This is a genomic window from uncultured Schumannella sp., assembly GCF_905479755.1.
Classification (GTDB): domain Bacteria; phylum Actinomycetota; class Actinomycetes; order Actinomycetales; family Microbacteriaceae; genus DCRR01.
In genome coordinates, this window is record NZ_CAJQNT010000005.1 from 15,375 (window position 1) to 40,599 (window position 25,225).

Annotated in this window: 20 protein-coding genes; 12 read left to right on the forward strand and 8 right to left on the reverse strand. The window is 66.8% G+C overall.

Annotated elements, in window-relative coordinates; all coding sequences use genetic code 11:
* Positions 1 to 98: 98 nt before the first annotated feature.
* Positions 99 to 1,016, forward strand: coding sequence for a glycerophosphodiester phosphodiesterase family protein (locus QZ258_RS01720; protein WP_294178449.1), 918 nt, complete (start codon positions 99 to 101; stop codon positions 1,014 to 1,016).
* A 156-nt stretch (positions 1,017 to 1,172) separates the two neighbouring features.
* Here the strand turns inward: QZ258_RS01720 and QZ258_RS01725 are convergent, their stop codons facing one another.
* Positions 1,173 to 2,504 (reverse strand): M20/M25/M40 family metallo-hydrolase, encoded by a 1,332-nt coding sequence (locus tag QZ258_RS01725; RefSeq protein WP_294178450.1) that lies wholly within the window; start codon positions 2,502 to 2,504, stop codon positions 1,173 to 1,175.
* 52 nt (positions 2,505 to 2,556) lie between these two features.
* Between QZ258_RS01725 and QZ258_RS01730 the strand changes: the two genes are divergently transcribed.
* Both QZ258_RS01730 and QZ258_RS01735 read left to right on the forward strand, forming a co-directional pair.
* Positions 2,557 to 2,919, forward strand: a complete 363-nt coding sequence (locus tag QZ258_RS01730; RefSeq protein WP_294178452.1) for a DUF6804 family protein — start codon at positions 2,557 to 2,559, stop codon at positions 2,917 to 2,919.
* Between the two features lie 196 nt (positions 2,920 to 3,115).
* The gene (locus QZ258_RS01735) at positions 3,116 to 5,236 is read left to right on the forward strand and encodes a DEAD/DEAH box helicase (RefSeq protein ID WP_294178454.1); all 2,121 of its coding nucleotides are present in this window, start codon (positions 3,116 to 3,118) and stop codon (positions 5,234 to 5,236) included.
* Between the two features lie 230 nt (positions 5,237 to 5,466).
* On the opposite strand, the gene QZ258_RS01740 is transcribed toward QZ258_RS01735, so the two are convergent.
* A complete protein-coding gene (locus QZ258_RS01740) occupies positions 5,467 to 6,012 on the reverse strand; it encodes a LysR substrate-binding domain-containing protein (RefSeq protein ID WP_294178456.1) in 546 nt (181 codons plus the stop codon).
* Between the two features lie 22 nt (positions 6,013 to 6,034).
* Between QZ258_RS01740 and QZ258_RS01745 the strand changes: the two genes are divergently transcribed.
* Positions 6,035 to 6,445, forward strand: a complete 411-nt coding sequence (locus QZ258_RS01745) for a DUF5997 family protein (protein ID WP_294178458.1) — start codon at positions 6,035 to 6,037, stop codon at positions 6,443 to 6,445.
* Between the two features lie 7 nt (positions 6,446 to 6,452).
* Here QZ258_RS01745 and QZ258_RS01750 read toward each other — a convergent pair whose 3' ends face one another.
* On the reverse strand, positions 6,453 to 6,791 hold the full coding sequence (locus QZ258_RS01750) for a tryptophan synthase subunit alpha (RefSeq protein WP_294178459.1): 339 nt from the start codon (positions 6,789 to 6,791) through the stop codon (positions 6,453 to 6,455).
* Positions 6,792 to 6,825: 34 nt separating this feature from the next.
* Here QZ258_RS01750 and QZ258_RS01755 point away from each other — a divergent pair, with 34 nt between their 5' ends.
* From QZ258_RS01755 to QZ258_RS01775, 5 genes are all read left to right on the forward strand, one after another.
* Entirely contained in the window at positions 6,826 to 8,751 is a 1,926-nt protein-coding gene (locus QZ258_RS01755; RefSeq protein WP_294178460.1) for a DUF2207 family protein, read from the forward strand.
* 9 nt (positions 8,752 to 8,760) lie between these two features.
* A complete protein-coding gene (locus QZ258_RS01760; protein ID WP_294178461.1) occupies positions 8,761 to 9,729 on the forward strand; it encodes a J domain-containing protein in 969 nt (322 codons plus the stop codon).
* A gap of 42 nt (positions 9,730 to 9,771) precedes the next feature.
* A complete protein-coding gene (locus QZ258_RS01765; RefSeq protein WP_294178462.1) occupies positions 9,772 to 10,479 on the forward strand; it encodes a hypothetical protein in 708 nt (235 codons plus the stop codon).
* A gap of 14 nt (positions 10,480 to 10,493) precedes the next feature.
* Positions 10,494 to 11,708, forward strand: a complete 1,215-nt coding sequence (locus QZ258_RS01770) for a GNAT family N-acetyltransferase (protein WP_294178463.1) — start codon at positions 10,494 to 10,496, stop codon at positions 11,706 to 11,708.
* A 194-nt stretch (positions 11,709 to 11,902) separates the two neighbouring features.
* Positions 11,903 to 13,243 (forward strand): GNAT family N-acetyltransferase, encoded by a 1,341-nt coding sequence (locus QZ258_RS01775; protein WP_294178464.1) that lies wholly within the window; start codon positions 11,903 to 11,905, stop codon positions 13,241 to 13,243.
* Between the two features lie 198 nt (positions 13,244 to 13,441).
* On the opposite strand, the gene QZ258_RS01780 is transcribed toward QZ258_RS01775, so the two are convergent.
* The gene (locus tag QZ258_RS01780; RefSeq protein ID WP_294178465.1) at positions 13,442 to 15,529 is read right to left on the reverse strand and encodes a nuclease-related domain-containing DEAD/DEAH box helicase; all 2,088 of its coding nucleotides are present in this window, start codon (positions 15,527 to 15,529) and stop codon (positions 13,442 to 13,444) included.
* A 94-nt stretch (positions 15,530 to 15,623) separates the two neighbouring features.
* Here QZ258_RS01780 and QZ258_RS01785 point away from each other — a divergent pair, with 94 nt between their 5' ends.
* Entirely contained in the window at positions 15,624 to 15,746 is a 123-nt protein-coding gene (locus tag QZ258_RS01785) for a hypothetical protein (RefSeq protein WP_294178466.1), read from the forward strand.
* A 21-nt stretch (positions 15,747 to 15,767) separates the two neighbouring features.
* On the opposite strand, the gene QZ258_RS01790 is transcribed toward QZ258_RS01785, so the two are convergent.
* The 4 genes from QZ258_RS01790 to QZ258_RS01805 form a co-directional block, all read right to left on the reverse strand.
* The gene (locus QZ258_RS01790) at positions 15,768 to 16,103 is read right to left on the reverse strand and encodes a hypothetical protein (RefSeq protein WP_294178467.1); all 336 of its coding nucleotides are present in this window, start codon (positions 16,101 to 16,103) and stop codon (positions 15,768 to 15,770) included.
* 3 nt (positions 16,104 to 16,106) lie between these two features.
* Positions 16,107 to 16,562 (reverse strand): prevent-host-death protein, encoded by a 456-nt coding sequence (locus QZ258_RS01795; protein ID WP_294178468.1) that lies wholly within the window; start codon positions 16,560 to 16,562, stop codon positions 16,107 to 16,109.
* 92 nt (positions 16,563 to 16,654) lie between these two features.
* On the reverse strand, positions 16,655 to 17,281 hold the full coding sequence (locus QZ258_RS01800) for a vWA domain-containing protein (protein ID WP_294178469.1): 627 nt from the start codon (positions 17,279 to 17,281) through the stop codon (positions 16,655 to 16,657).
* A gap of 401 nt (positions 17,282 to 17,682) precedes the next feature.
* Entirely contained in the window at positions 17,683 to 18,003 is a 321-nt protein-coding gene (locus QZ258_RS01805) for a hypothetical protein (RefSeq protein ID WP_294178470.1), read from the reverse strand.
* 224 nt (positions 18,004 to 18,227) lie between these two features.
* On the opposite strand from QZ258_RS01805, the gene QZ258_RS01810 reads away from it, so the two are divergent.
* Positions 18,228 to 23,003, forward strand: coding sequence for a type ISP restriction/modification enzyme (locus tag QZ258_RS01810; protein ID WP_294178471.1), 4,776 nt, complete (start codon positions 18,228 to 18,230; stop codon positions 23,001 to 23,003).
* Entirely contained in the window at positions 22,996 to 25,212 is a 2,217-nt protein-coding gene (locus tag QZ258_RS01815; protein ID WP_294178473.1) for an AAA family ATPase, read from the forward strand. Before QZ258_RS01810 ends, QZ258_RS01815 begins: the two co-directional genes overlap by 8 nt.
* Positions 25,213 to 25,225 lie beyond the last annotated feature (13 nt).

The following is a 25,225-nucleotide window of genomic DNA, read 5'->3' on the forward strand; positions in this document are numbered from 1 at the left end:
GAAAAGGTAACAAACCGGTAACGCAACCTGCTAAGTTCGAGGCACCCGCAGCGACGCGGGGACCACACCCGTGGTGAACCCGAACCGAAAGCGTGTCAATGGCGACATCGCAGCCCGTTGCCGAGTCCCCGAAACTCGGTCACCCCACCCATCCGCTTCGGCGTGCTCTCGTCGCCAGCGCGCTCACCCTGGGCCTCGTGCTCGTGATGGCGCTCAACCCCGACGCCGTGCGCGTGTTCGCCGCGAGCCCGTTCGGCGAACTCCGAAGCCCGGGGGAGTCGGCCTTCATCGCCGCCCACCGCGGCGACCGGTCCGATGCGCCCGAGAACACCCTGCCGGCCTTCGAGTCCGCGTTCGAGAGCGGCTTCGCTTTCGTCGAAACCGACCTCCAGCTGACGCGCGACGGCCACGTCGTGCTGATGCACGACCCGAGCGTCGATCGCACCACGAACGGCACCGGCAACGTCGCGAGCATGACGCTTGAGGAGCTGCGCACACTTGATGCCGGAGCCTGGTGCGACGAACGCTTCCGCGGAACACTCGTGCCCACCTTCGGGGAGTTCCTCGACCTGCTGGCGGCATCTGAGTCACGCGCCCTGCTCGAGCTGAAGGGCGACTGGACGCCCACCGAGGTGCGCTCGATGCTCGCCGAGATCTTCCCGCGCGGGGTGCAGAACCGCGTCGCCTTCGCGAGCTTCAGCAAGGAGTCGCTCACCTCGCTCGCCGAGGCGGCGGCGGTGTTCCCGCGCATCGTCTTGCGCAAGACGCTCCCCGAGGATCCGGTCGCGCTCGTCGAGAAGTACTTCGCCAGCGCGATCATGACGCGCACCGAGGAGCTGGAGGCCCGCCCCGACGTCGTCGTGGCGATGCACGAGGCGGGACTCGGGGTGCTGCTCTATACGCTCAACGACCGCGAGAGCTGGGCCGAGGCGCTCGCGCTCGGGGTCGACGGGATCGCCACCGACCGCCCCAGCGCCCTCGACGGCTGGATCGCACAGACCGCGCCCGGAACCTAGGTTCGGCGCCATGCGCTGTTCAAACGACCCTCGAGCGGTGCCAAAAGCGCGATCCGAGCGCGCAACATCGCACCTTTCGCACCGCTCGAGGGGATATCGAACGAGCACACGGTGCCCGCGTTCACCACCTCGCGGGGAACGACACCTAGGCGGCGGCTAACTGCGGGCGAGCAGATCGCGGAAGAACTCGATGCCGCGCAGGTACGTCGACACGCGGATGCTCTCGTCGATCGCGTGCAGGGTGGCGCGCTCGGCGGTCGTCAGATCGAACGGCAGGAAGCGGTAGACGTGGTCGCTCACGCGCGTGAAGTGCCGCCCGTCGCTGGCCTGCAGCATCACGTAGGGGGTGACGATCGCCTCGGGGAACAGGGCGCCGATCGAGGCCGAGAGCCGGTCCCACGCCTCGCCCTCGGAGGGGGAGACGGGGGAGGGCTCCGCCCCGTAGACCAGGCGGGCTTCGACCCCGTCGCGCGCCACCACCTGCTGGATGTGGGCGAGCGCCTCGGCGAGGCTCGACCCGACCGCGATGCGCACGTTCACCATCGCCGTCGCCTTCTCGGCGATGACGTTGTCGCCCGCGGATCCGCGCAGCCGGGTCACGGCGTAGGTGGTGCGCACCATGGCGTTGGTCTCGGGGCCCAGCCGCGAGAACACGGCCGTCAGCAGCCCACGGAACAGCCCGACGTGGGTGAAGAGGAACCGCATCGGCTGCTTTGTGTGGGCGCCGAGGCGGCGGATCATCTCGGCGGTCGGCTCGGCGAGCTGGGCCGGCGCGGGGCTGCGATCCAGGCGCACGATCGCGCGCGCGAGCCGTGTCGTGGCGCCGTCGCGGACGGGCGTGGAGGCGTGCCCCCCGCTGCGCTCCACCGAGAGTTCGATGCCCGCGAGACCCTTTTCGCTCACGCCGACGACCGCGATCGGCGCCTCGACGCCGGGGAAGATGCCCTCCACGACCGCGCCGCCCTCATCCACGACGAGCGCCGGGCGGACGCCGCGCGCCTCCAGCAGGTCGACGATCGCGGGGGCACCGTTGCCGGCGACCTCCTCGTCGTGCCCGAAGGCCAGGTACACGTCGGCTGCGGGCGTGAAGTCCTCGGCGAGCAGCGACTCGACCGCCTCCAGGATGCTGCCGAGCGCGCCCTTGTCGTCGATGGCGCCGCGGCCGCGGATGCGTTCCTCGCCGTCCTCGTCGCGCACGAGCTCCGCCTCGAAGGCGGGGAACTGCCACCCGGGCTCGTCGGCGGGCACCACGTCCTGGTGGGCCATCAGCACGAGCGGGGCCGCCGCGGCGTCCTTTCCCGCCCAACGGAAGAGCAGTGACGCGCCGCCGACGAGCTCCGATTCGAGGCGCTCGTGCACGAGCGGGAAGAGTTCGGCAAGGGTGGCGCGGAAGGCGTCGAAGGCCGCCCAGTCCACCTCCTCGGCGTTCGAGCGGGAGACGGTCGGAATCCGGATCAGTTCGCGCAGGCGATCGACGGGGGTGCTCACGCTTCGATGCTAGGTGCGAGGGCCGCGCCGCCCGAATCGGTAGGCTCGAGGAATGAGCTCCCAGCCGCGCCAATCCGCCCCGGTGCCTCGACGACTCGCGCTTGCGCCGGCGTTGATTGCGACAATGGCGCTGCTCATCGGGGTGGTGCTGCTGGAGTCGGATGCGTTCCTGGTCATCCGATTCGTGGTCTCGATCTTTGCGCTCATCATCGCCTGGTTCGCGGTGCGGGCGCGGCACTGGTGGTGGGTGCCGCCGCTGGCAGCGATCGCGGTGGTCTGGAACCCGGTGATCCCGATTGCGGTGCCCGACGAGTGGTGGCTCGGGATGCAGTACCTGGCCGTGCTCGTGGTCGTCGCCGCGGGCGTGCTGATTCGCGTCGCGGTTCCGCCGGCGAGCGCGTCACGATCCCGCTGACGGGGCGTTTCGGCTAGAGTGGGGGTACGTTCCGCCCCACCGGCCAAAGCCGGGTCTGGGATTCCGCGGAAAGTGCACGGTGAACAATGTGCACGCACGGTGAGCGCCGATCCCGCATGGCGGTCTCGTACCACACAGCAGCAGCCCGAGTCTCGGGCGGATTGACCGGCATTCTGGCGAATGCTCGAGGAGAATCATGGCCCAAACCGGGCAGAAGTCGCGCAACGGGGGACGCCGCGCCGCGCCGCAGCGCAAGCGTCAGCATCAGGACGAAACGGGCGTCATTCCCGTGCTCGCGCGCATTGTGCGCACGATCGAGAACTCGGCGGAGCGCGGCAAGGTCAATGCCGCGAACCGCACGCGGTTCCGTGTCGTCGCCGTGCTCGTGCGCGAGGAGCGCGCCCGGATCAAGGCGGATGCGAGCCTGGGTGACGCCGAGCGCAGCAAGGAGCTGACCCGCCTCGACGGCATCGCCACGATCATGGCGAAGACGGCCTCGCGCGACACGAGCCTCATCCAGCTGCTCACCGACACGGCGCCGCTGTCGACCGCGGCGCTCGAGGTGCGCCGCACGATCCTGATGGAGGCGGGCGCCGAGCTCAGCCCCGAAGATCTCGTGATCGTCACCGAGGCGCCGGAGAAGTCGCCCGCGGAGGACCGCCAGGTCGTGCCGCAGTCGGTCAAGCAGTACCAGATGTCGAATCCGTTCCTGGCGCCCGACTTCAGCGCGGCCCAGGCGAAGCCCACCACCGAGGGGCGCCTCGCGAACTGGGAGCTCATCGAGCCGCTGTTCCGCTCCTTCGAGGTCGGCGCGGGCGGCGGCGCCGCCACCATGAACCTGCCGGCGCCGCGCACGCGCGAGACGCCCGGCGGCACCGAGCTGATGATCCACCAGGCGCGTTTCATCGAGTCGGCGCGCACCGGACACCGCAGCTTCCTGCTCGCCGACGAGCCCGGCCTCGGCAAGACGGCGCAGGCGCTGCTCGCGGCGCACGTCGCCGGGTCCTACCCGCTGCTCGTCGTGGTTCCGAACGTCGTCAAGGTCAACTGGGCGCGTGAGGTCGAGAAGTGGACCCCGAAGCGCACCGCGACGGTCGTGCACGGCGACGGGGATGACCTGGACGCCTTCGCCGACGTCACGATCGTCAACTACGAGATCCTCGATCGCCACGCCGCGTGGCTCAGCCGCCGCGGCTTCAAGGGCATGATCGTCGACGAGGCGCACTTCATCAAGAACAAGGAGTCGCAGCGCTCGAAGAACGTGCTCGCGATCTCCAAGAGCATCCGGGCGGTCTCGCCGAACGCGTTGTTCATCGCACTGACCGGTACGCCGCTGATCAACCAGATCGAGGACTTCCGGATGATCTGGCAGTTCCTCGGCTGGATCGACGACAAGCAGCCGCTCGCCCAGCTGATGAAGAAGCTGGAGGAGACCGAGCGCACCCCCGGCGACCCGGGCTTCTTCGCCGCGGCCCGCGGCGCCGTGATCGACATGGGTATCGTCCGCCGCAAGAAGGAGGATGTCGCCGCCGACATCCCCGCGCGCCGGATCGCCGACATCCCGGTGGAGCTCGACGGGGAGGCGGGGCGTTCCATTCGCGCCGCCGAGCAGGCGCTCGTTACGCGCCTCGTGGATCGCTACCGTCGCGTGCTCGCGCAGCGTCCCGACGCGAACCCGGAGGACATCATCCGTCTGGTGGCGCACGCCGAACTCGAGGAGTCGCGTTCGGCCACCTCCGGCGGCGACAACGTGTTCACGATGGTGCGCAAGATCGGGCAGGCGAAGGCCACCCCGGCGGCGGATTACACGGTCAATCTGGCCCGCAACGTCGGCAAGGTGGTCTTCTTCGCCAAGCACATCGACGTGATGGACACCGCCGAGAAGCACTTCGCGAAGGAGGGCCTGCGCACGGTGTCGATCCGTGGCGACCAGAGTTCGAAGGCGCGCCAGGAGGCGATTGACGCCTTCACGAACGACGAGGACGTCTCGATCGCGGTGTGTTCGCTCACCGCGGCGGGCATCGGCGTCAACCTGCAGGCGGCGTCGAACGTCGTGCTCGCCGAGCTCAGCTGGACGAACGCGGAGCAGACGCAGGCGATCGATCGCGTGCACCGCATCGGTCAGGGCCTGCCGGTGACGGCCTGGCGCATCATTGCCGCCGGCACACTCGACGCCCGCATCTCGGAGCTCATCGACGCGAAGGCTGGCCTTGCCGCGCGCGCGCTCGACGGCGTGAACATCGACGAGGGCGAGGAGGGCTCGGTGCAGCTTTCGGCGCTCGTGACGATGCTCCGCGACGCCGTGTCGGAGCTGTAGAGCCCTCGGCGTCTTGTACCCCGAAACGGTCGTCCTGTCCTACAAGTGAGGGACACCCAGAGTGGGGGGAGCGCGGGGGTTCTCAGATGAGTAACTTCATAAGTGCACTAGTTGGGGGACTAGGGGCGGCGGTGACATCGTCGAAACGCGAATACCGGCTACGGGGGTAACCGGACACAGCGGACGAAGTCACCGCCGCCAGTAATTTTTAACGGGACTTCTCCGGGCGTTCAGCCCCGGGTGCTGTTGGCCGTTCGGCCCCGCACAATCCCGATGAACGCGTCGATCCGCGGATCGATCGGCTCCGCTGCCGGGCCGACTGGCCAGGCGAGCCCGATGCGGGTGCTGGCCCCATCGCGAATCGGGCGCACCACCACGTCGCGACGCGAGTGGGTGCGCGCGACCGACTGCGGCATCCGTGCCACGCCGACCCCCGCCGCGACGAGCGCGACGGTGTCGGCGTCGTCGCCCGGCTGCACGACCTCGTCGGCGAGATCCGCTTCGCTCACCTCGTCGACGACGGAGAACACGTGCTCCTTCGCGACGACGACGACCGGCGTTTCCTCATAGAGCGGGATGACGTGCAACTCCTCGCTTGCGGCGACGTCGCGCAGGAACGCCATCGCGGCCTCGCCGCTCGCCAGCGCGGCCAGCGCATCCCCCTGCGAGCTGGGGCGCAGTTCGAGCGGTTCGCGGCGCATCCGCTCGCGCCAGATGCGCTCCCACTTGGTGGGGGTCACTCCCGGCACGAAACACACGACGAAGGGATCTGCCACCCGCTCAGGCTAGCCTGGGCCTGTGAGCGATCAGACGATGAACCCGGCAACCGCGGCCAAGAAGCTGGAGCTGCTGCTGGCGGCGACGCCGGAGGAGTTCCGCGCGAAGCCGCTGACCCGCTCCGAGGTGCAGGCGCTGATGACCGACCCGCCCGAGTGGGTGAAGGTGCTGCGCGCCGACGGTCCGCACCCGCGTGAGGTCGTGGCGCGCAAACTCGGCGTCTCAAACTCGGGGCTTGCGCGAGGCGGCATCGTCGACCCGCTCACGACGCCCGAGATCAAGGCACTGCTTGACGAGATGCCCGACTGGCTCGTCGCCGAACGCGAGCGCCAGGCCGCCGTCGTGCGCGAGAACGCGCGCATCAAGCGCGAGAAGCGTCCCGCGGGCGAGCCCCGCGACGCGGGCGGCCGCAAGGGCGGCTCGGGAGTCTAGTCAGCGCCTACGCGCTCCAGCGCAACCGATCCAGTCGGCCGAGCATCGACCACACCGTTTCGCTCAGCTGGGGATAGGCGAGCGCGATCTGCCGCAGCATCCGGCGGTCCACGTCGGCGCTCGGGCGGCGCCCGTTGTCGGCGGCGATCAACTCCGAACGCAGGCCCAGCACGACGAACTCGTCGATCGTTGGCAGCACCTCCATGAACGCCCACGGGTCTTCACCGCCGTGCAGGCGCTCCCAGACGACGGTGCTGAGTTCGTCGTGCGCCTCCGCCCGCAGCACCTCGAGGCTCGCGCGGCGCAACACCCCGGGGTGCGGGATCTCTCGGCGTTCCTCACTCACCCTTCGAGACTACGCGTCCCGCTAGGCTCGCGGCATGAGCCGAAGTCAACGACGGTGGGGCCCTGTCGTCGGGGTGGTGGCGGTGCTCGCGGCCGTGCTGCTGCCGGCGGCTCCGGCGCTCGCTCACGACGCGCTGCGCGCCGACGTCGACGACTTCGAGATCGCCTCCTTCGACGCCGTCTACTCGCTCGGGCGCGACGCGGACGGGTCGGCAACACTCGATGTCGTCGAGACGATCGTCGCCGTCTTTCCCGAATTCGATCAGAACAAGGGCTTCTACCGCGACATCCCCGAGTATTACGGCAACGTGCAGCTGCACACCACGGTGCTCAGCGTGACGGATGCCGACGGCGCCGCCGTGCCGCACTTCACCGAGTACTTCGAGGACTTCTTCAGCGTCGGCCTCGGCGATGACAGTTACGTCCACGGCGAGCAGACCTACGTGATCCACTATCAGCAGCGCAACACGATCCGGTACTTCGCCGACGCCGACGTCGACGAGTTCCAGTGGGATGTGAACGGAACCGGCTGGGCGCAGCCCTTCGGGCGCGTCTCGGCCGAGCTGCGTGTCGCTCCCGACCTCGTGGAGGCGCTCACCGGTGGGGTGTTCTGCGCGGCGGGCGCCTACGGCGAGACCGAGTGCCCCGGAGGGATCATCCGCGAGGATGACGCCGAGACGGGGGAGGCGGTGTTCCGCGCGAGTGCGGGACCGTTCGAGCCATTCGAGAGCCTGACCGTCGCCGTCGGCTTCACCGCCGGCACCTTCGTCGAAGGACCGACGAGCTACCCGCCGTCGAGCTACGACGACGACTACGGGCAGTACACACCGCCGCCGCCCGCGCCGTGTTGGATCGAGACGGGGTTGTTCCTGATCGGCCCGCTCGGCGTGCTGATCGGGGTCGTCGCGCGCCTCACACGCACGAAGGATGTCGCCGCCGAGACCGCGGCGAGCGACATCATCGTGCCGCAGTACACCCCGCCGGACGAGAACATCATGCTCGCGGCACACATCGCGGGGCGACCGGATCGCGCCTTCGCGGCCCAGCTGGTCGACCTCGCGGTGCGCCGCAAGATTCGGCTGCTCGACCCGACGACCTCCGGCGGCGACGACTACGTCGCCGAACTGGTGACGGCCGACGGGGTCGATCGCCACGAACGCGCGCTGCTCGTCGGCATCTTCGGCGGCACACTCGGACCGGGCACGCGCTTCACGCTGTCGAGCTCCAACAAGAAACTGTCGACCGCGTTTCACCGAGGCCAGAAGGCGATCACCGACGAGATCGGCGCGCACGGCTACGCGGCGGGCACGAAGCTGCGCCCCCTGTCGGCGGGACTCATGGCGGCCGGCACGGGTGTCGCGGTCGGCGCGGTCGCGCTCCTGACCGCCTCCACCCCCTACTCGGGCAGCGAAGGCTCGTTCCTCGGCGTTCTGGCCGCCGGCTGGGGCGCCGTGCAGACCTACACGCACCCCTCGAGTCGCCGGGTGCTGACGGCAAAGGGCGAGAAGCTCAACGATTACCTGCTGGGAATGAAGGACTACCTGGAGCTGGCCGAGAAGGACCGCTTCGCGGTGCTGCAGTCGGTGACCGGGGCGGAGCGCATCCGCGTCGACGATCAGAACGAACTGGTGAAGCTCTACGAGAAGCTCCTGCCGTGGGCGGTGCTCTGGGGCGTCGAGAAGAGCTGGGGTGAGGTGCTCGTGACCGCGGCGGCGGAGGTGCACGCGCCGATCGAGTGGGTGTCGAGCACCGATCAGCTCACCGGATGGCGGCTGTACTCGATCGTGGACAGCGTCAGCCGGTCCACCCCGCCCGCACCCGTCGTGGCCCGCGCGCGATCGACCGGGTTCTCGTCGGGGGGCGGCTGGTCGTCGAGCGGGGGATCGAGTTCGAGCAGTTTCTCCTCCGGCGGCGGATTCTCCGGCGGCGGGGGCGGCGGAGGTGGCGGCCGCGGCCGATAAACTCGACCGATGCCCGATTCTCCCTTGTCTGCGAGCCCCTATGAGGTGCTCGGCGTTGCGGCGACGGCGAGTCACGACGAGTTGCGCAAGGCCTACCGGAAGCAGTTGCGCGCCACCCACCCGGATGCCGGCGGCAACGTCGAGCACTTCCATCGCGTGCAGCACGCCTGGCAACTGGTCGGCACCCCCGAGGCGCGCGAGCAGTTCGATCGCGCCGGCGAACCCGATTTCGGCGGTCGCTCGTGGGCGCCCGGCGGGCCGCCGCCGCGCCCCGATACGCGTCCGCAGACCCGCCAGCACGGCCATCCGGGCGGCTGGTTCCGTGAGCAGTATCTTGCCGAACTCCGCGAATGGGTGGGGCGCGGGGTGAGCATCGCCGACCCCTACGATGCCGCGCTGCTGCGCCGCGCGCCGCACACCGTGAAGCACCTGCTGGCGTCGGCGGTCGCTGAAGAGGACACGGCGCGCGTGCTGTCGACCCTCGGCATCGGTTTCACCGTGTGGCACGACGTCTCGACCGGAGTCGGCGGCGGACCGCCGTCGCGGATCGGCGTCGGGCATCCGGGTGGAACGCCGATGAGCCAGGTCGAGAAGATCGACCACATCGTGCTCGGGCCGACCGGGCTGTGGGCGATTCTCAGCGAAGACTGGGGCGAACCGGTCAAGGTCAAACGCAGTGAGGTGATCGGTGCCGGTCTCGAGCCGGGCGAGCAGCCGGTGAAGGCGCTCGGCGCTCGCGCACGGTTCTTCGCGCGCCTTGCCCGGGTCAAGTTCTCGGGGCTCGTGGTGGTGGTTCCCGACGGCGCGGCTCCCGCCGACGTCGTGCCGCTCGGCAACGTCAAGGGGGCGCACGCGCTGCTCGTGCAGCGGCCGCGCCTGGTGCAACTGCTGCGCACCGGCATCGCGGGTGTCGCGACCGGCGGAACCGACCTGTTCGAGGTGCGCTCGCGCGTGCAAGCGACCGCGCGCTTCGTCTGACGTGCTCGACGCTGTGCCTCCCGCGCGCTACCGTGAACTGTCGTGAATCTGCCTCACACCCTGTTGCACCGGCTCGTCGGACGCTCCGTCGAGAGTGCCGTCATGCGCGGATTCGCGAAAGACGGACGGCTCCCCGTCGCGCCCACCGGGTCGAGCATGCTGCGCCCCGGCGACAACATGCTGCGGATACGCCTGGTCGGCGGGGGCATGGTGCGCGGCCTCGGAGTGACCTCCGCTGAGCTGGGTCTGGCCGGTCATCTGAGCCGGATGCTGCAGTCGTCGCTGCGACGCGGGGTGAGCGTGGATGCCTGGGGCGAGGCCGGGGCGGACCTCTACGACATGGCGCCCCGACTGCTTCCCCCCGGAGCTCCGCGCCCGCACGTGCGCATCGTGCTCGCCGGCCTGATCGAGGGCTTCCGGCTGCGCCCCGCCGCGCTCTGGCGCAAAGACCTCGAACTGCTCGCCCCGGCCGTGTCGGTGGGGCAACCACCGCTCGTCGTCGCGCTGCCACCGACCCTGCCTGCCGACCTCGACGTCTCGCACTGGGTGCGACGCCGCGTGACGCGTACCCTTGCCGAACTGAGCGAGGTGAGCGCCGAATGGGTGGACCAGCATCCGGGGGCGCTGCTCGCGCCGGCCGCGGAGCCGGGCACGCGCAAGACGCTCGGCACCTCGGAGGACTATGCGCGCACGGCGGCCGCGATCGCACCCGTCGTGGCCGACGCGGTGTGGGCGGCGGGAACACGATGAGCGCGGCGGAGGGCATGCTGGCCCTCCCACACGAGTTTGCACCGATCGAGGCCGAACGGCTGCGGTTGCGGGTCGTTGGCCCCGACGACGTCGACGCGATTCACGCCGTGCAGTCGCGCGACGACGTCTGCCGCTACCTGCCGTTCGCCCCGCGAACGCGCGACCAGGTGGCCGAAAAGGTCGCGGTGTGGGCGCGCGGCGACGCGCTTCGTGCCGACGGCGACATTGTGATGCTCGCGATTGAGAGGCGTTCCGACCAGGCCGTGCTCGGCCACATCCACGCGGCGCTGTCGAGTGTCGAGAATGCGAGCGCCGAGGTCGGCTGGGCACTGCACCCCGACTTCGCCGGGCAGGGCTTCGCGAACGAGGCGGCGCGCGCGCTGCTGCGTGAGCTGTTCGGCCGGGTCGGTGTGCACCGCGTGTTCGCCTGGGTGCAGCCCGAGAACCTCGCCTCCGCGGCGCTCTGCCGCCGGCTCGGGATGCGCATCGAAGCCGAGCGCGAAAACTTCGGCTGGCTGCGCGGCGGGTGGCGCAGCCTGCAGGTCTGGGCGATCCTCGACCGCGAATTCGCGGCGGCCGAGGCAGGGGCGCCCACGCCGGTGGCACCCGACTTCGTGCGAACCGTGCCCTACGGCACACAGGCTCGCCCGGCGCCCGACCCGGCGTTGCCGGCGGAGTTTTCGGGCATCCGCACGGAGCGTCTGCGCCTGCGGTTGCTCACCACGGAGGACGTGGATGCGGTGCATCGGTATCAGAGCCGGGAGGACGTCTGCCGCTATCTGCTTTTCGAGCCGCGCGATCGTGAGACGGTGGCGGCGAAGCTCGCCGAGCATGCCGTGCACACGACGCTCGCGGCGCGCGGCGACTATTGGCAGCTCGCCGTCGAGCGACTGGACGACGGTGCGCTGATCGGGGATCTGTACTTCGCGCTCACCGATCCCGAGGGCGGGGTGGCCGAGATCGGCTGGACCTTCCACCCCGAGGCGCACGGGCAGGGCTTCGCGACGGAGGCCGCGCGGGCGATGCTCGAGCTCGCGTTCGGGGAGCTGCGACTGAGCCGCGTCGTGGCCGAACTCGACCCGCGCAACGAGCGTTCGATCACGCTGTGCCAGCGCCTCGGTCTCGTCGAGGAGGCCCACTTCGTGGAGGACCTGTTCTTCAAGGGCGACTGGGCCTCCACCGGCGCCTACGCCCGCCTCGCCCCCGCGCCGCCCTCGCCGGTTGAGTAGCCGCCTCTCGCCGGTTGAGTAGCCGCCTTCTGGCGGCGTATCGAAACCGCGCCCCACGTCCGCCCCTCCGTGGGTTTCGATACGCCGCTGCGCGGCTACTCAACCCGCTCCTGTGCACCCTCGCCGGTTGAGTAGCCGCCTTGTGGCGGCGTATCGAAACCGCGCCGCAGCGGTCCCGCCTACGCTGGATGTCAATGACTGACTACCGACTGCACCCGATCGACGAAACTTCCCGCGCCCGCCTTGCCGAGCAGGGCCTCACCCTTGACGTGCTCGATGGCCTCGACACGAGCGAGGCCGCCATCGCGCGCTACGACGCGTGGACGCAGGCCGACGCCCGCGGATTCCACGGGGCACGACTCAGCAAGGACGCATTGGCGCTCCAGCGTTCCGGTGTCGGCGACCGTCGCACGACCGGGGTGTGGGACGAGTCGACGCACAATCGCCTCGCCCCCGTCGCCACGGTCAACTCCTGGCCGACCGAGGTGAGCGTTCCCGGCGACCGCGTGATCACCGGCTGGGCGATCAGTTCGGTGACGGTCTCCCCGACGCACAAGCGCCGGGGGATTGCGCGCTCGCTGTTGGAGGCGGAGCTGCGCACCGCATCCGCTCTCGGGGTGCCGGTGGCGATGCTCACCGTCTCGGAGTCGACGCTGTACGGGCGGTACGGCTTCGGCCCGGCGGCGCTCGCGACCGACTGGGTGATCGACCCGCGGCGCGCGCGGCCGTTGCGTCGCGCATCCGATGCGGGTCGGGTCGAGTTCGTGCCGCTGAAGGATTTCCGCGCCGAGGTGCAGCCGCTGCACGAGCGCGTGCGGCCGACGAAGCCCGGCGAGGTCGCCGTGTGGCCGACGCGCTGGGACCAGATTTCGGCGCTCACGGTGGGGCAGGAGGTCGAGGCGACGAAGCTGCGCGCCGTGCGCTACCTCGACGCTGACGGGGTCGTGCAGGGTGTCGCGGCGTACTCGGTGTCGGGCGGCGAGGAGGACTTCACGCAGCACCAGGTCGAGGTGAAGTACCTGCTCGACGCAACCCCGGAGGCGTACGCGGCGTTGTGGAGTTTCGTGCTGGAGCTGGACCTGATCACCGAGGTGCGGGCGCGCCTGCGCAGCGTCGACGAGCCGCTGCGGTGGATGCTCGCCGACTTCCGCGCCGCGAAGGTTTCGACGGTCGAGCACGAGTACGTGCGCGTGCTCGACGTGCCGGCGGCGTTCGAGGCGCGCGGGTTCGAGGCAGCGGGGTCGCTCGCGCTCGCGCTCGAGGTCGAGGATTCGCACGGTTTCGCCGACGGCACCTGGCTGATCGAGGCGGATGCGTCAGGCACGGCAACGGTCCGTGCGGTCGACGAGGCGCCAGCGGGCATCCCGATGCTGTCGCTCGGTGTCTCGGAGTTGTCGACCCTGTACCTCGGCGGGGTTTCGGCGGTGACGCTGGCGGCGGCGGGCCGCGTGCACGAGCGCGCCGCGGGCGATGCGGCGGCGGCGGATGCGCTGCTGCGCTCGCCGGTGCCCCCGCACCTGAGCGTCTGGTACTGAGCACCTCGCCGGTTGAGTAGCGCGCTCCGCGCGCGTATCGAAACCGCAATGCCTCGCCGGTTGAGTAGCCGCGAAGCGGCGTATCGAAACCGCACGGCCCTGCGAGTTGAGTAGCGCGCTTCGCGCGCGTATCGAAACCGCAAGGCTCTGCGGGTTGAGTAGCGCGCTTCGCGCGCGTATCGAAACCCAGAGAGCCCCCTACCGGACCGTCCCCACCCACAGCCCATCGCGCGCCCGCGTCATCGCGACGTACAACTCCCGCCGCTCCCGTTCCTCGCGCTCCAGCAGCGACTCGGCACCGTCGAGCGCACGCACGGTCGCCGGCGACACGAGGTCGGCCCGGGTCCACGGCAGCAGAACGTGCTTGAACTCGAGGCCTTTGGCGCGCTTGATCGTCCCGACTTTGACCGCATCCGCCTGAGTTCCGTCGTAGTCGAGCAGGTTGACGCTCGTGATGCCCTGGGCTTCGAGCAGCGATTGCACGCTCTGTGCTTGCCCGTTGGTCGAACACAGCACGCCGATGTCACCGAGGCTCGTGTCGATCGACTGTGTGATCGTTCGGATGCGCGCGACCATCGCCTCACTGTGCTCGCGTGGCGAGTCGAACCGCACGAATACCGGCCGCGCGCCGTGGCGTGACGGAGCCCCGCCGCCCTCAAACCCGATCGTGGCGGCGTCTTCGATGTCGGTGTACTGGTCGTCGGCGACGATGCGGCCCGCGGCCTCCAGGATCTCGGCCGTGTTGCGGTAGTTGACGTCGAGCACGACGCCGCGGCCCGCGAGCGAGATCCCGACCTCGGCGAGTGAGTAGCCGCCGGGGTAGACGGTCTGCTGGCCGTCGCCGATCAGGGTGAAGGCATCCGGCCCGTCGCCGGCGACGGACCACATCATGCGCACCATGGCGCACGAGAGGTCTTGCGCTTCGTCGACGATGACCGCCGAGTAGCCCTCGAGCGGTTCCCGCTGCAGCTCGCGTTCGGCGAGAAGGATGACGTCGGCGAAGTCGTGGATGCGCCGGCGGCGCAGCTCCGCCTCGTACTCCGAGTAGAGCTCCCACATTTCGCGTCGCTGGTCGACGGTGAGGCGTCGCTTCCGCCCGATTCGGGCACAGTCGGCGTACTGCTCGAAGACGGTAAAGCCGCGACCCTTGATGACGCTTTCGATCTCTTCCTGCCAGTACTGCGGATTCGTTTCGAGGCGTCGCAGGTCGCCGCCGCTCGTCCGCCAGGCGGTGGAGAAGGCCTCGGATGCCTTGCGTCCGTCGACTTTGACCGCGACCCCGCGCTCTTTGAGCAGGTCGAGGGCGAACTTGTGCGCGCCGACGAACTCGACCCGGTCGGCGACCTCGGGTGCCAGGCGGGTCATCAAGTTTTTGAGTACCGCGGGGAGGGTGCGCACGTAGGTGGTGACGAGGATCTTGCCGGGCCGGGTCCGGGCCAGGTATGCGGCGCGGTGCAACCCGACGACAGTCTTGCCGGTGCCCGCCGCGCCGCGGATGCGGGCGGGCCCACCGAAGCTGCGGCGCACGAGGCGGGCCTGATCGGGGTGCAGGAACGCCATCCACTCTTCGATCGGCGGCGCGAGCATGCTTTCGAGATGCAGCGCCTGCACCTCGTCGGCGGACGGAAGGTCGGGGATGTCGAGCGTCAGCGACGGGATCGGAGCGACCGGCTCGGGCAGGGTGACGTTGACGGGGGCGGGCGCTCCGACGACGGGGAAGAACTCGGCGAGCACGCGCAGCACCGAGTTGACCTGGTTCGCGGTGAGCCGCTGCCCAGGCTTGAGGATGTGGCGGGCGACGTCGACGTCGCCGATCAGCTCGACGGCCCCGACCTCGCCGCGGATGTTCTTTTTGCCCGCGAACGCGACGACGGCGTGCACCTCGCCGGGTGCGAGACCGATCTCGGCGAGTGCCGCCTCGGTGTCGAGGGTGAGCGAGACGAGTTTGTCGAACTCATCGGTCACGTCGGCCTGGTCGCGGAACACGCGGCCCGCGGCGACGGTGACCTCGGCCCAGGCCTTGGTGTCGACGATGAAGACGCCGGACGGGCCGATCACGATGAGGTCGACCTGCGCGCGGCGGCTTCCCGGCCACCCTCGGTCGGCGAGCAGGTGGTAGCCGTGGGCGGTGAGCGGCGCGAGGGCTTCGGCGGTGCGCTTCTCGGTGCGGTACGCGGCCATCCACCGGGCGGCGTCGGCTTCCGCGTTGCGCGCCGCTTCCGCGTGCTGATCACGCATCAGGAGTTGGCGTTCCGCCTCCAGCCGCGCCGAGTCTCCGGCCCCCATCTTGCACCCCCATGCACAGTGTTCCAGACCTATCCTCATCAAATGCGGAGACTGCGGATAGGCCGCGTTGTGGGGGTAGAGGGGTGCGCTCGTGATGCCGGTGACGACCCGCTCCCGCGGCGACTCGAACCGCCTGCTGCTCGGGGTGGCGGGGCGGGTCGACGAGGCGTGTCTCGCCGAGATGCGCGGATGGGTGCGGGAGTTTGTTGGGGTGTGACGTGAGCCGGCGCCGGGCGGACTACTTCGTCTGATTCGGATGGTGCGTGTGCACCTGCTCCAGGTAGACCGTGCCGCTGTCGACGTAGTACCAGATCCGTGCCCCGCCGGTGAGCTCGTATTGCCAGCGTTCGTGCGTTTCGCCGCCCCGCGTCACGAGCTGGAGTGAGCCGCGAAGCGGATGATTGCGCGGGGTGGTCCGAAGCGGGTCGGTGGTGAGGAAGTCCCACGCGTCCGTGAGGGCGTTCCGCTGGGTTGCCGCGAGGTCGGTCCACCCTCGGTGCGCCTCGCGGGTGGCGAAGACGATCGGATGCTCAGTGGTTTTGGTCGGCCGCGGCACCCGGCCCTTCGCCGCCATCGCCTACGGGCGCGGGACCCGCGGGGCGTCGTCGTACCACCCGACGCGGTCGCGCCCGAGGCCGCTGGCGAGCGCTTCGGCGGTGGAACGCCACGACGCCAGTTCCGCGATGGCGAGGTGGGCTTGGCCGGTCGCGAAGGACGCGCGCGCGGCGGTGATGAGGTCGCGCGCGCAGGTGTCGCGTTCGGCGGGGGAGAGGGCGAGCATCCAGTCGAAGCGTTCCGAGAGGCGCTCGGCGAGCGTTCCACGATCGTCGGTGGTGGCTGCGATGAGTTGCGCGGCGAGCTCGAGCAGCGACTCGCGCGCGTCGGCTTCCGCCGAGCTCATGAGCACGAGCGAATCGCCGTCACGCCGTGTGACTTCGACGGGCGCCCGCTCCGCGGCCGCGAACACGGGCACCGCGTGACGGGAGAGCGACGAGGACTGGAAGCTCTGGCGGGCGGTGCGTGTGGCGGGCATGACCCCATCATAATTCAGAATGTGTTCTGAATTCTGGGTATCCGGCCGCAATGACATCGAAGCCGGGCGTGCGAGGTGTGGAGGAGCCGATCTCACGCCCCCTGCGCCTCCCCGCGCTCGCCCTCGTCGAAGCCGCGCTTCTGTCCGCGCCGGCGGTCGGTGAGGTAGCGGCTGGTGGAGCGGCGCATCCCTGTGATGCCGTCGGCGCGGGCGTCGTAGGTGAGGGCGGAGTCGCGGCCGATGCCGAGGTCGCGGGCGGTGAGCACGGCGTCCTGGTTGGCGCCGAGGAACACGAAATCCCAGTCGTAGTCCTGGGTCTGGCGGGTGATGAGGTCGCGCACCATGTCGTGGTCGTATTCGCGGCTGGAGTTCTCGTGCCCGTCGGTGACGATCACGACCTGCACGGTCGCAGGGCGGGCGTGCTCGGGCAGCGCGGCCAGCTGCTGGCCGAAGATCTGAACGGATGCGCCGATCGCATCCATCAGGGCGGTGCCTCCGCGCGGGTCGAGTTCGATGCGCACCGTGCGGGCATCGGCCATGGTGTGGGTGTGCTCGACGACGCCGTCGAAGATGACGACGTCGACGGTGAGCAGGCCTTCGAGGGCGGACTGCTCGGCGAGCAGCTGGTTGAGCGCGTCGACCATCTCGTCGCGAATCGATGCCATCGAGCCGGAGCGGTCGATGACGAGAAGCAGGGCGGTGTAGTTCGGGTCGGTCATGGGGGCTCCTCGGATCGCTGACGGCCATGGGCGGCGCTGGGGCTCGATGAGTGTGGGGGAGGCCTCCGACATTTGCTCAGCAAGCGGCGAGCGGGCTAGCGGCGGGCGGCGTTGTGTCGGAGCTACTCGATACAGTTCGGTCTGCGACCGACTCGCCCGAGACCCGAGACCCGAGACCCGAGACCCGAGACCCGGGATTTGGGTGCGGAACATTCCTCGCTATTGTCAATTTCATGCCCCCGGATGAGTCCCGCCCGATGTCAGGACAGGACAGCGGGCGGTGGCCCCGTGCGCGACCTGTTCGACGTGGGGATGGCTCGCGGAGACTTTTTCTGCCTGGTGGTGGAGAGCTGCGCGCTCGATCTCGCGGCCACCGCGTCGTCAGCGGCCGAATTGGAGGGCTAGTGTTCCGCAAGCCGAGGCGCAGCGTCGCCGGACGGAGTTGCCGAGTCGGCGCGAAGTTCGAACACGATCTCGCGCCAGATGCGCGCCACGCCGAGCGCGTGGAATCGACTATCGCCACGAACGTCGACAACCTGACGTTTCCCGTTGAGGAGCTTTTCCGTTGTCGCGTCGTCGAAATCCCCGCGAGCACGCCACGTCGCGATTGCATCGCCGGCGCTCGGCCAGCCGTGAGCGGCGACAATTCGATCCGTCAACACAGTCATTTCGCCGTGGGTGCTCTCGTACCCATCCCGGTATCTTGCGACCTCGTTGCTCATCGGTGCTTCATTTCGTGCGGCGCCATGATTCCGAGTGTCAATCGCCGAGCGACGCGTCGACCCATCGCGACGAGGCACGAGGGAAACGCACGACTTCGCTGCGGTTGTGGACGACACGCGAACGGTAGCGTCTGTGACCGCCCGAGAACGTCGTCGCGAACCAATAACGTGGCAACAGCACTGTCTACGTCGGCGTACGCCGGGAAAGCGAGTCCTTGCGTCTCATGACGACGATCCACGAGATTCTCGACGAGCTTCGATCTGTTGCGTACGACGCGCACGACAAGGGCAGCCGGTTTGAGCGGCTCATGCAGGCATACCTGAAGATTGAGCCGCAGTACTACGAGCTCTACGACGAGGTGTGGCTGTGGAAGGACTACCCGGGTCGCGGAAGCAGAGTCGACACGGGCATCGATCTCGTTGCCCGCGCGCGAGTCAGCGGGGAACTGACGGCGATTCAGTGCAAGTTCTTCGACCCGTCGACGACGGTCACGAAGCCGATGCTCGACTCGTTCTTGGCGGCGTCGAGCAAATCGCTCAACGGTCAGCCGGAGTTCGCCGCGCGGCTGATCGTTTCGACGAGCGACACGTGGGGCAAGAACGCGGAAGAGGCCGTGGAAAGCCAGAACCCGCCGGTGTCGCGCCTGCGCGTGCAAGACCTTGACGAGTCGTCGATCGACTGGTCGCAGTTCTCGCTCGCGGAACCGAGCGAACTCACGAAGAAGCCGCACAAGTCGCCGTTCCCTCACCAGCAGAAAGCGATCGCCAACGTTCTCGCGGGGTTCGAAAGCGCCGACCGCGGCAAATTGATCATGGCGTGTGGGACAGGCAAGACCTACACGAGCCTCAACATCGTCGAGCGGATGGTGCCCGCGGGCGGCACCGTGTTGTTCCTGGTGCCTTCAATTGCGCTGCTCTCTCAAACACTCAAAGAGTGGACGATTGAGGCATCACGCCCGCTGCGATCATTTGCTGTCTGTTCTGATGTGTCGGTCGGAAAACGCAAGAACGATGAAGACACGCCAGTCGTCGATCTTGCGTATCCCGCGACCACGAACCCTGAAAGACTCATCGCCAAGTTCAAGCTCCGCCCCGATGATGCTGAGACGATCACGGTCGTGTTTTCGACCTACCAGTCGATCGATGTCGTCTCCCAAGCTCAGAAACTTGGCCTCCCTGAATTCGACCTGATCGTCTGCGACGAGGCCCACCGCACCACCGGCGTGACGCTGGCCGGCGACGAGGAGTCAGCCTTCGTGCGCGTGCACAGTCAGGCGCATATCCAGGGCAAGAAGCGCCTTTACATGACTGCGACGCCGCGAATTTATGCCGACGCGTCGCGATCGAAGGCTGAGGAGGCGGGTGCCGTCCTCACCGACATGAACGATCCCGAGTTCTTCGGCGAGGAGTTTCACCGGCTTGGATTCGGCGAGGCAGTGTCGATTGGTCGCCTCACCGACTACAAGGTGCTTGTGCTCGCGGTTGATGAGAGCTACATATCGAAGCGCTTTCAGAAACTCTTGGCCGATGAGAACAACGAGTTGACCCTCGATGATGCGGCAAAGATCGTTGGGTGTTGGAACGGCCTCTCAAAACGCGCAATGACCAAGAACGAGTTTGCGCTTGACCCGGAGCCGATGAAGCGCGCGGTCGCATTCGCAAGGAACATCGCCGAGTCGAAGAAGATCTCTCAGATGTTTGAGCAGGTCGTTTCTCGCGAAATCGAACTGATCGATGCTGACGACGATGACACCGCTGCGACGAACCTGGTTTCCGTGGAAGCTGAACACGTTGATGGCACCTACAACGTGCTTCTGCGCAACCAAAAGCTCGACTGGCTCAAAGAAGAACCCGGCGACGGCAATGCGCGGCTGCTGACCAACGCGCGCTGCCTTTCCGAGGGGGTGGACGTCCCGGCGCTCGATGCGGTGATGTTCTTGAACCCGCGAGACTCCGTCGTTGATGTCGTCCAGTCGGTCGGGCGGGTCATGCGCAAGCTTGAGGGCAAAAAGTACGGATACGTGATCTTGCCGATCGGCGTGCCCGCCGGCGTCGATCCCGCTACCGCCCTGAATGACAACAAGAAGTACCGCGTCGTGTGGCAAGTGCTTCAGGCGCTTCGGGCCCACGACGAGCGATTCGACGCCGAGGTCAACAAGATCGATCTGACGAAGAAGACCGACATCATCGACGTCGGAGTCATCGGGCGAGGCGGCAATAAACAGGACCGAGAGTCGAGCGAGGCCGACTACGGGTCGGTCACCCTCGATTTCCCTGAGCTCGACCAATGGCGCGAGGCCATCCTTGCCAAGATCGTCGAAAAGGTTGGCGAGCGCCGCTACTGGGAGAACTGGGCCAAGGATGTAGCTGGCATCGCTTCCGACCACATGGCTCGCATCAAGGGACTGGTCGAAGGGTCCGACGCAACACTCCACGACGAGTTCGCCCGGTTCTTGAAGGGACTCCAGGACAACCTCAACCCGTTCATCACCGAATGCGACGCGATCGAGATGCTCTCCCAGCATCTGATCACCAAGCCCGTGTTCGATGCCCTCTTCGAGGGCTACGCGTTCAGCGACAACAACCCCGTCTCGCAGGTGATGCAACACATGATCGACGCGCTCGAAGAGCAGCACCTGGACAAGGAGACCGAGAAGCTCGACAAGTTCTACGAGTCCGTGCGGACTCGCGCCTCGGGGATCACGGATGCCGCCGCGAAGCAGCAAATCGTGAAGGAGCTGTACGAGAAGTTCTTCCAGACCGCGTTCTCCGGAACCAGCGACCGCCTCGGCATTGTCTACACCCCCAACGAAATCGTGGACTTCATCATCCACTCTGTCGATGACGCCCTGAAGGCCGGGTTCGGGGCCAGCCTTTCCGACAAGGGCGTCCACGTACTCGACCCCTTCACCGGCACTGGCACCTTCATCGTCCGCCTCCTCCAGTCCGGCCTCATTAGGCCCGAAGACCTCGCCTACAAGTACAGGTACGAGCTGCACGCCAACGAACTCGTGCTACTCGCCTACTACGTAGCCGCGATCAACATTGAGGAGACCTATCACGACCTCGCGGGCGGCGACTACGTGCCGTTCGAAGGCATCGTGCTCACCGACACCTTCCAGATGAACGAAGCCGACGACGAACTCGACGACCACGGCGTTTTCCCCGAGAACAACGAGCGCGCCGAGGCACAGAAAGCCCTCGACATCCGAGTGGTGATCGGGAACCCTCCGTACTCGAAGGGCCAAGAGTCCGGCAATGACAACAACCAGAATCTGAAGTACCCCACTCTCGATGCGAAAATTGCCGGCACGTACGCGGCCCGCTCCACGGCTCAGAACAAGAACAACTTGTACGACTCCTATATCCGCGCCATCCGTTGGGCCTCCGACCGAGTCGGCGACCGGGGCATCGTTTCCTTCGTCTCGAACGGGGGATTCATCGACGGCAACACTGCCGACGGCCTCCGCAAGAGCTTCGCCGCCGAGTTCAGCAGCATTTACGTCTTCAATCTCAGAGGTAACGCCCGCACCGCCGGTGAACAACGCCGCAAGGAGAAGGACAACGTCTTCGGGCAGGGCACTCGCACCACCGCAGCGATCTACCTGCTCATCAAGAACCCTGACGACGCGAGTCTCGGCAAGGTGTTCTATCGCGACATTGGCGACTACCTCACTCGCGAACAGAAACTTGAACTCGTCCGAAGCGCCCGCAGTTACACCAGCATCGACTGGACCGAGATCACACCGAATGCTGAGGGCGATTGGGTCAACCAGCGCAGCGCCGACTTCGAATCGTTCACCCTCCTCGCCTCACGAGAGAAGGCTGATCAAGTGAGAGCGCGTGCGCTACGCAACTACTCCGCTGGAGTGAGGACGAATCGTGACGCCTGGGTATTCAACTTCTCTCGTTCCAAGCTCGCGTCAAATGTCGAGCGGTTGATCGGCTTCTTCAACAACCAAATTGTCGAAGCGGAGAGCGCCGGAGCTGAGTGGCAGCGGGACAACAATCCGACGCAAATAAGCTGGAGCGAAGCTCTTGCCGCGCGATTGTCGAGGCGGGAGAAGTTGGAGTTCAACTCTGAGCGGATTAGGACCGCGCTCTATCGACCGTTCTCAAGGGTGCCTCTCTACTACGACGGCTCTTTGCTGGAGCGCACTTATCAGCTGCCCAAGCTGTTTCCCTCTCCTGAAGTTGCGAACTGGGGTTTCTACACAACCGCGCCCGGTGCGGGCCACAGGTTCTCAGCTGTCGCCGTACCAGCAATGCCCGACCTGGCCTTCTGGGGGTCCGGCAGCGGACAGTTCTTCCCGCGATACTCATTTGAGAACCGGGCGACCGATCTCGATCTGCTGTCGACGCTCGATGATGATGGAACGCGCTACCGTCGCATCGACAATGTCACCGACGAGATCCTCGCGGACTACCAAACAAGCTTCGGCAAGGAAGTCACGAAGGACGACATCTTCTTCTACCTTTATGGCATTCTGCACTCTCCCGATTTCCGTGAGCAGTTCGAGGGCGATCTGAAGAAGATGCTCCCGCGCATCCCGAAGGTCAAGGAGTTCCAAGCGTTCAGCGATGCGGGGCGCAGGCTCTCCGATCTCCACCTCGGGTACGAGACCGTCGAGCCGTACCCGCTCGATGAGCAGCACGGCGTCAGTGCTAGCTACCGCGTCGAGAAGATGAAATACGCGAAGACGGGTCGTGTGGCCGACAAGTCCACCGTCATATACAACAGCGGTATCACCGTCTCGGGTATCCCCGAGGAGGCGCACGAATACATGCTTGGTTCCCGCTCTGCCATCGACTGGATCATCGAGCGCTACCAGGTCAAGACCGACAAAGCCTCCGGCATCGTCAATGACCCCAACGACTGGGCTGACGAGCAAGGCAGCCCGCGCTACATTCTCGACCTGCTCGCGCGGATTGTGACTGTGAGTGTCGAGACCGTGAAGATCGTCAAGTCGCTGCCGTCGCTGGATGTTGTCGATGCTTAGCAGGATCGAATTGACCGGAGCGCCCAGCTTTTCGTCGGGGAGCTGCAGCCTCGATGGTCTCGGCCGCTTCAACTTCGTATTTGGGCCGAACGGCACGGGGAAGACGACCATCAGTCGGGTGGTCGCTAATCCTGGCCGGTTTGCAGGAGCCGGAGTCGCCCAGGCCGACGGCAACGCTCGGGTTGAGACCGCCGTCTATAACCGTGACTACGTGTCGACCACGCTTAGGGAAGCCGACAGGTTGGCGGGAGTATTCACGCTCGACGACGAGGATCCCGACGCGAGAAGGGAATACGATGAGCTGACTCGCGAAGGTGGCATAATCGCGGTTCTCACCGCTTCCCGCGACAGGCATCAAGCCGACCTGAACGCGATTGAGGCGCAGATCGGCGAGGCGCGCACGCAACTTCTCGTTGCGGGTTGGGCGGCGCGAGAGCTATTGCCCGCCGAGATCGCTCCGATGTTGGATGGGTATCGGGGAGTGAAAGCCAAGTTTATCGACAAGCTGGTGTCGGTCGAGAGAACGGCCCCTCCGAAGCTCGAGGATCTCCTCCTTGAGGCGCGTTCCGTGTTTGACGCGTCTGGCTCAACCATCACGCCGCTTCGTTCCCTGGAAGTCCCGCAGCTTTCGAACGATGACGCGTTGCCAGAGCTCCTCGCTACACCTGTCGTTGGTAGCACAGACGTAACACTTGCGCAGTTGATTTCCGGGATCGGCAACCAAGACTGGGTGTCTGCCGGTCGCGCGTTCTTGCCCGACTCGGAAGGGAAGTGCCCGTTCTGTCAGCAGGATCTTCCTGTCGACTTCCTGCGACACTTAGCTGAGTACTTCGATGACGAGTTCGCGCGCAAGATCACGAGGCTGCAAGAGGAGCAGAGCGCAATGGGTCGCATGCTTGGGGATGCGCGCGACCGGTTGCTCGCCTTTGAGGCCCTCGACAGCTCGGTCGTCGCGGAGCGTCGCGACAGCGCAATAGCTGCTGTGCGCAGATCATTCGATGCGATCGACTCGGCGGTGTCGTCGAAAGTCCTGAAGCCATCGAGCGTGATTCAGATTGAGGACCCCGAACCGAACGTCAGAGCCGTCAACGAGTTGATCGGCGATGCGAACAAATGGGTCGCTGAACACAATGCTCGGATTCGGAGCCGCGACGCGGCGAGAACCGCGCTTCTGTCGCGTTGTTGGAGTTATTTCGCGTGGGACGTGCTCGCAGCAGAAATGGGGAAATACGTCGGCTTAGTCGACGGTACGCGGAAGCGGAAGCAGGACTTGCTCACGCAGCTGAGCGACGTCGACGCGCAGCTGCGTGGCAAAACGGACCGGGCTGCCGAGATCGAGGCCGGGCTGGTCTCGACTGCTCCCGCCATCAGGCGCGTCAATCAGATTCTCCAAAGTGTCGGCTTCAGGCGATTTCGGCTCGCTTCGTCGCTAGAAGTTAAAGACGGGTACATGCTCGAGCGCGATGACGGGTCCACGGTCGTGGAGGACACGTTGAGCGACGGCGAGCGAACATTCATCGCGTTTCTCTACTTTTTTGTCCAGCTTGAAAGTCGCCATCGGCAGTTCGAAAGCCGGAGCCTTGTCGCCGTTATTGATGATCCGATATCGAGCTTGGACAGCGACGTGCTTTTTGTAGTCGGCAGTCTTGTCCGTCGTCTACTGCGTTTGGTTCACGACCAGAGTGGTGCATTGCGCCAAGTGATTGTGCTCACCCACAACGTTCAGTTCCATCTTGAGGTCACCTATCCGCGCGCACAGGACAAAGCTGAGGGACTACTCGCTGGCCGCAGATTCTATGAATTGAAGCGTCTCCCGGACGGGAGCACGAACGTGCACGCCTCCGGTGCGGAGAACACGGTCAAGTCGAACTATCAGAGTCTCTGGTCTGTCGTGCGTGAAGCTAGCGAAACTGACGACGTGAGCGGAGCGGGCCTGGAGAACGTATTGCGGCGCATTCTGGAGAACTACTTCACCGTCATTGGGACTCACCCGAACCTGGACGCATTGATGGAAAGCGTTTCGGGGGACGACGCCCTCGTGACTCGTTCATTGCTTGCATGGATGCATCACGGATCTCACACTTTCGTTGACAACCTCGAATACTCGCCTTCAGGAATCAGCAAGGTGGTCTACCTTGCTGTATTCCGGAAGATCTTCTCTGAGACAGGTCAGATCGGCCACTACGACATGATGATGTCGGTCGAGTAGCCAGCTGTCGCGG

What these genes read in the sequence shown, in the direction of transcription:
- QZ258_RS01720 (WP_294178449.1), top strand. Translation starts at nt 99, where the DNA reads ATGGCGACATCGCAGCCCGTTGCCGAGTCCCCGAAACTCGGTCACCCC.
- QZ258_RS01730 (WP_294178452.1), top strand. Translation starts at nt 2,557, where the DNA reads ATGAGCTCCCAGCCGCGCCAATCCGCCCCGGTGCCTCGACGACTCGCG.
- QZ258_RS01735 (WP_294178454.1), top strand. Translation starts at nt 3,116, where the DNA reads ATGGCCCAAACCGGGCAGAAGTCGCGCAACGGGGGACGCCGCGCCGCG.
- QZ258_RS01755 (WP_294178460.1), top strand. Translation starts at nt 6,826, where the DNA reads ATGAGCCGAAGTCAACGACGGTGGGGCCCTGTCGTCGGGGTGGTGGCG.
- QZ258_RS01760 (WP_294178461.1), top strand. Translation starts at nt 8,761, where the DNA reads ATGCCCGATTCTCCCTTGTCTGCGAGCCCCTATGAGGTGCTCGGCGTT.
- QZ258_RS01770 (WP_294178463.1), top strand. Translation starts at nt 10,494, where the DNA reads ATGCTGGCCCTCCCACACGAGTTTGCACCGATCGAGGCCGAACGGCTG.
- QZ258_RS01775 (WP_294178464.1), top strand. Translation starts at nt 11,903, where the DNA reads ATGACTGACTACCGACTGCACCCGATCGACGAAACTTCCCGCGCCCGC.
- QZ258_RS01780 (WP_294178465.1), bottom strand. Translation starts at nt 15,529, where the DNA reads ATGGGGGCCGGAGACTCGGCGCGGCTGGAGGCGGAACGCCAACTCCTG.
- QZ258_RS01785 (WP_294178466.1), top strand. Translation starts at nt 15,624, where the DNA reads ATGCCGGTGACGACCCGCTCCCGCGGCGACTCGAACCGCCTGCTGCTC.
- QZ258_RS01790 (WP_294178467.1), bottom strand. Translation starts at nt 16,103, where the DNA reads ATGGCGGCGAAGGGCCGGGTGCCGCGGCCGACCAAAACCACTGAGCAT.
- QZ258_RS01795 (WP_294178468.1), bottom strand. Translation starts at nt 16,562, where the DNA reads ATGCCCGCCACACGCACCGCCCGCCAGAGCTTCCAGTCCTCGTCGCTC.
- QZ258_RS01800 (WP_294178469.1), bottom strand. Translation starts at nt 17,281, where the DNA reads ATGACCGACCCGAACTACACCGCCCTGCTTCTCGTCATCGACCGCTCC.
- QZ258_RS01805 (WP_294178470.1), bottom strand. Translation starts at nt 18,003, where the DNA reads ATGAGCAACGAGGTCGCAAGATACCGGGATGGGTACGAGAGCACCCAC.
- QZ258_RS01810 (WP_294178471.1), top strand. Translation starts at nt 18,228, where the DNA reads ATGACGACGATCCACGAGATTCTCGACGAGCTTCGATCTGTTGCGTAC.
- QZ258_RS01815 (WP_294178473.1), top strand. Translation starts at nt 22,996, where the DNA reads ATGCTTAGCAGGATCGAATTGACCGGAGCGCCCAGCTTTTCGTCGGGG.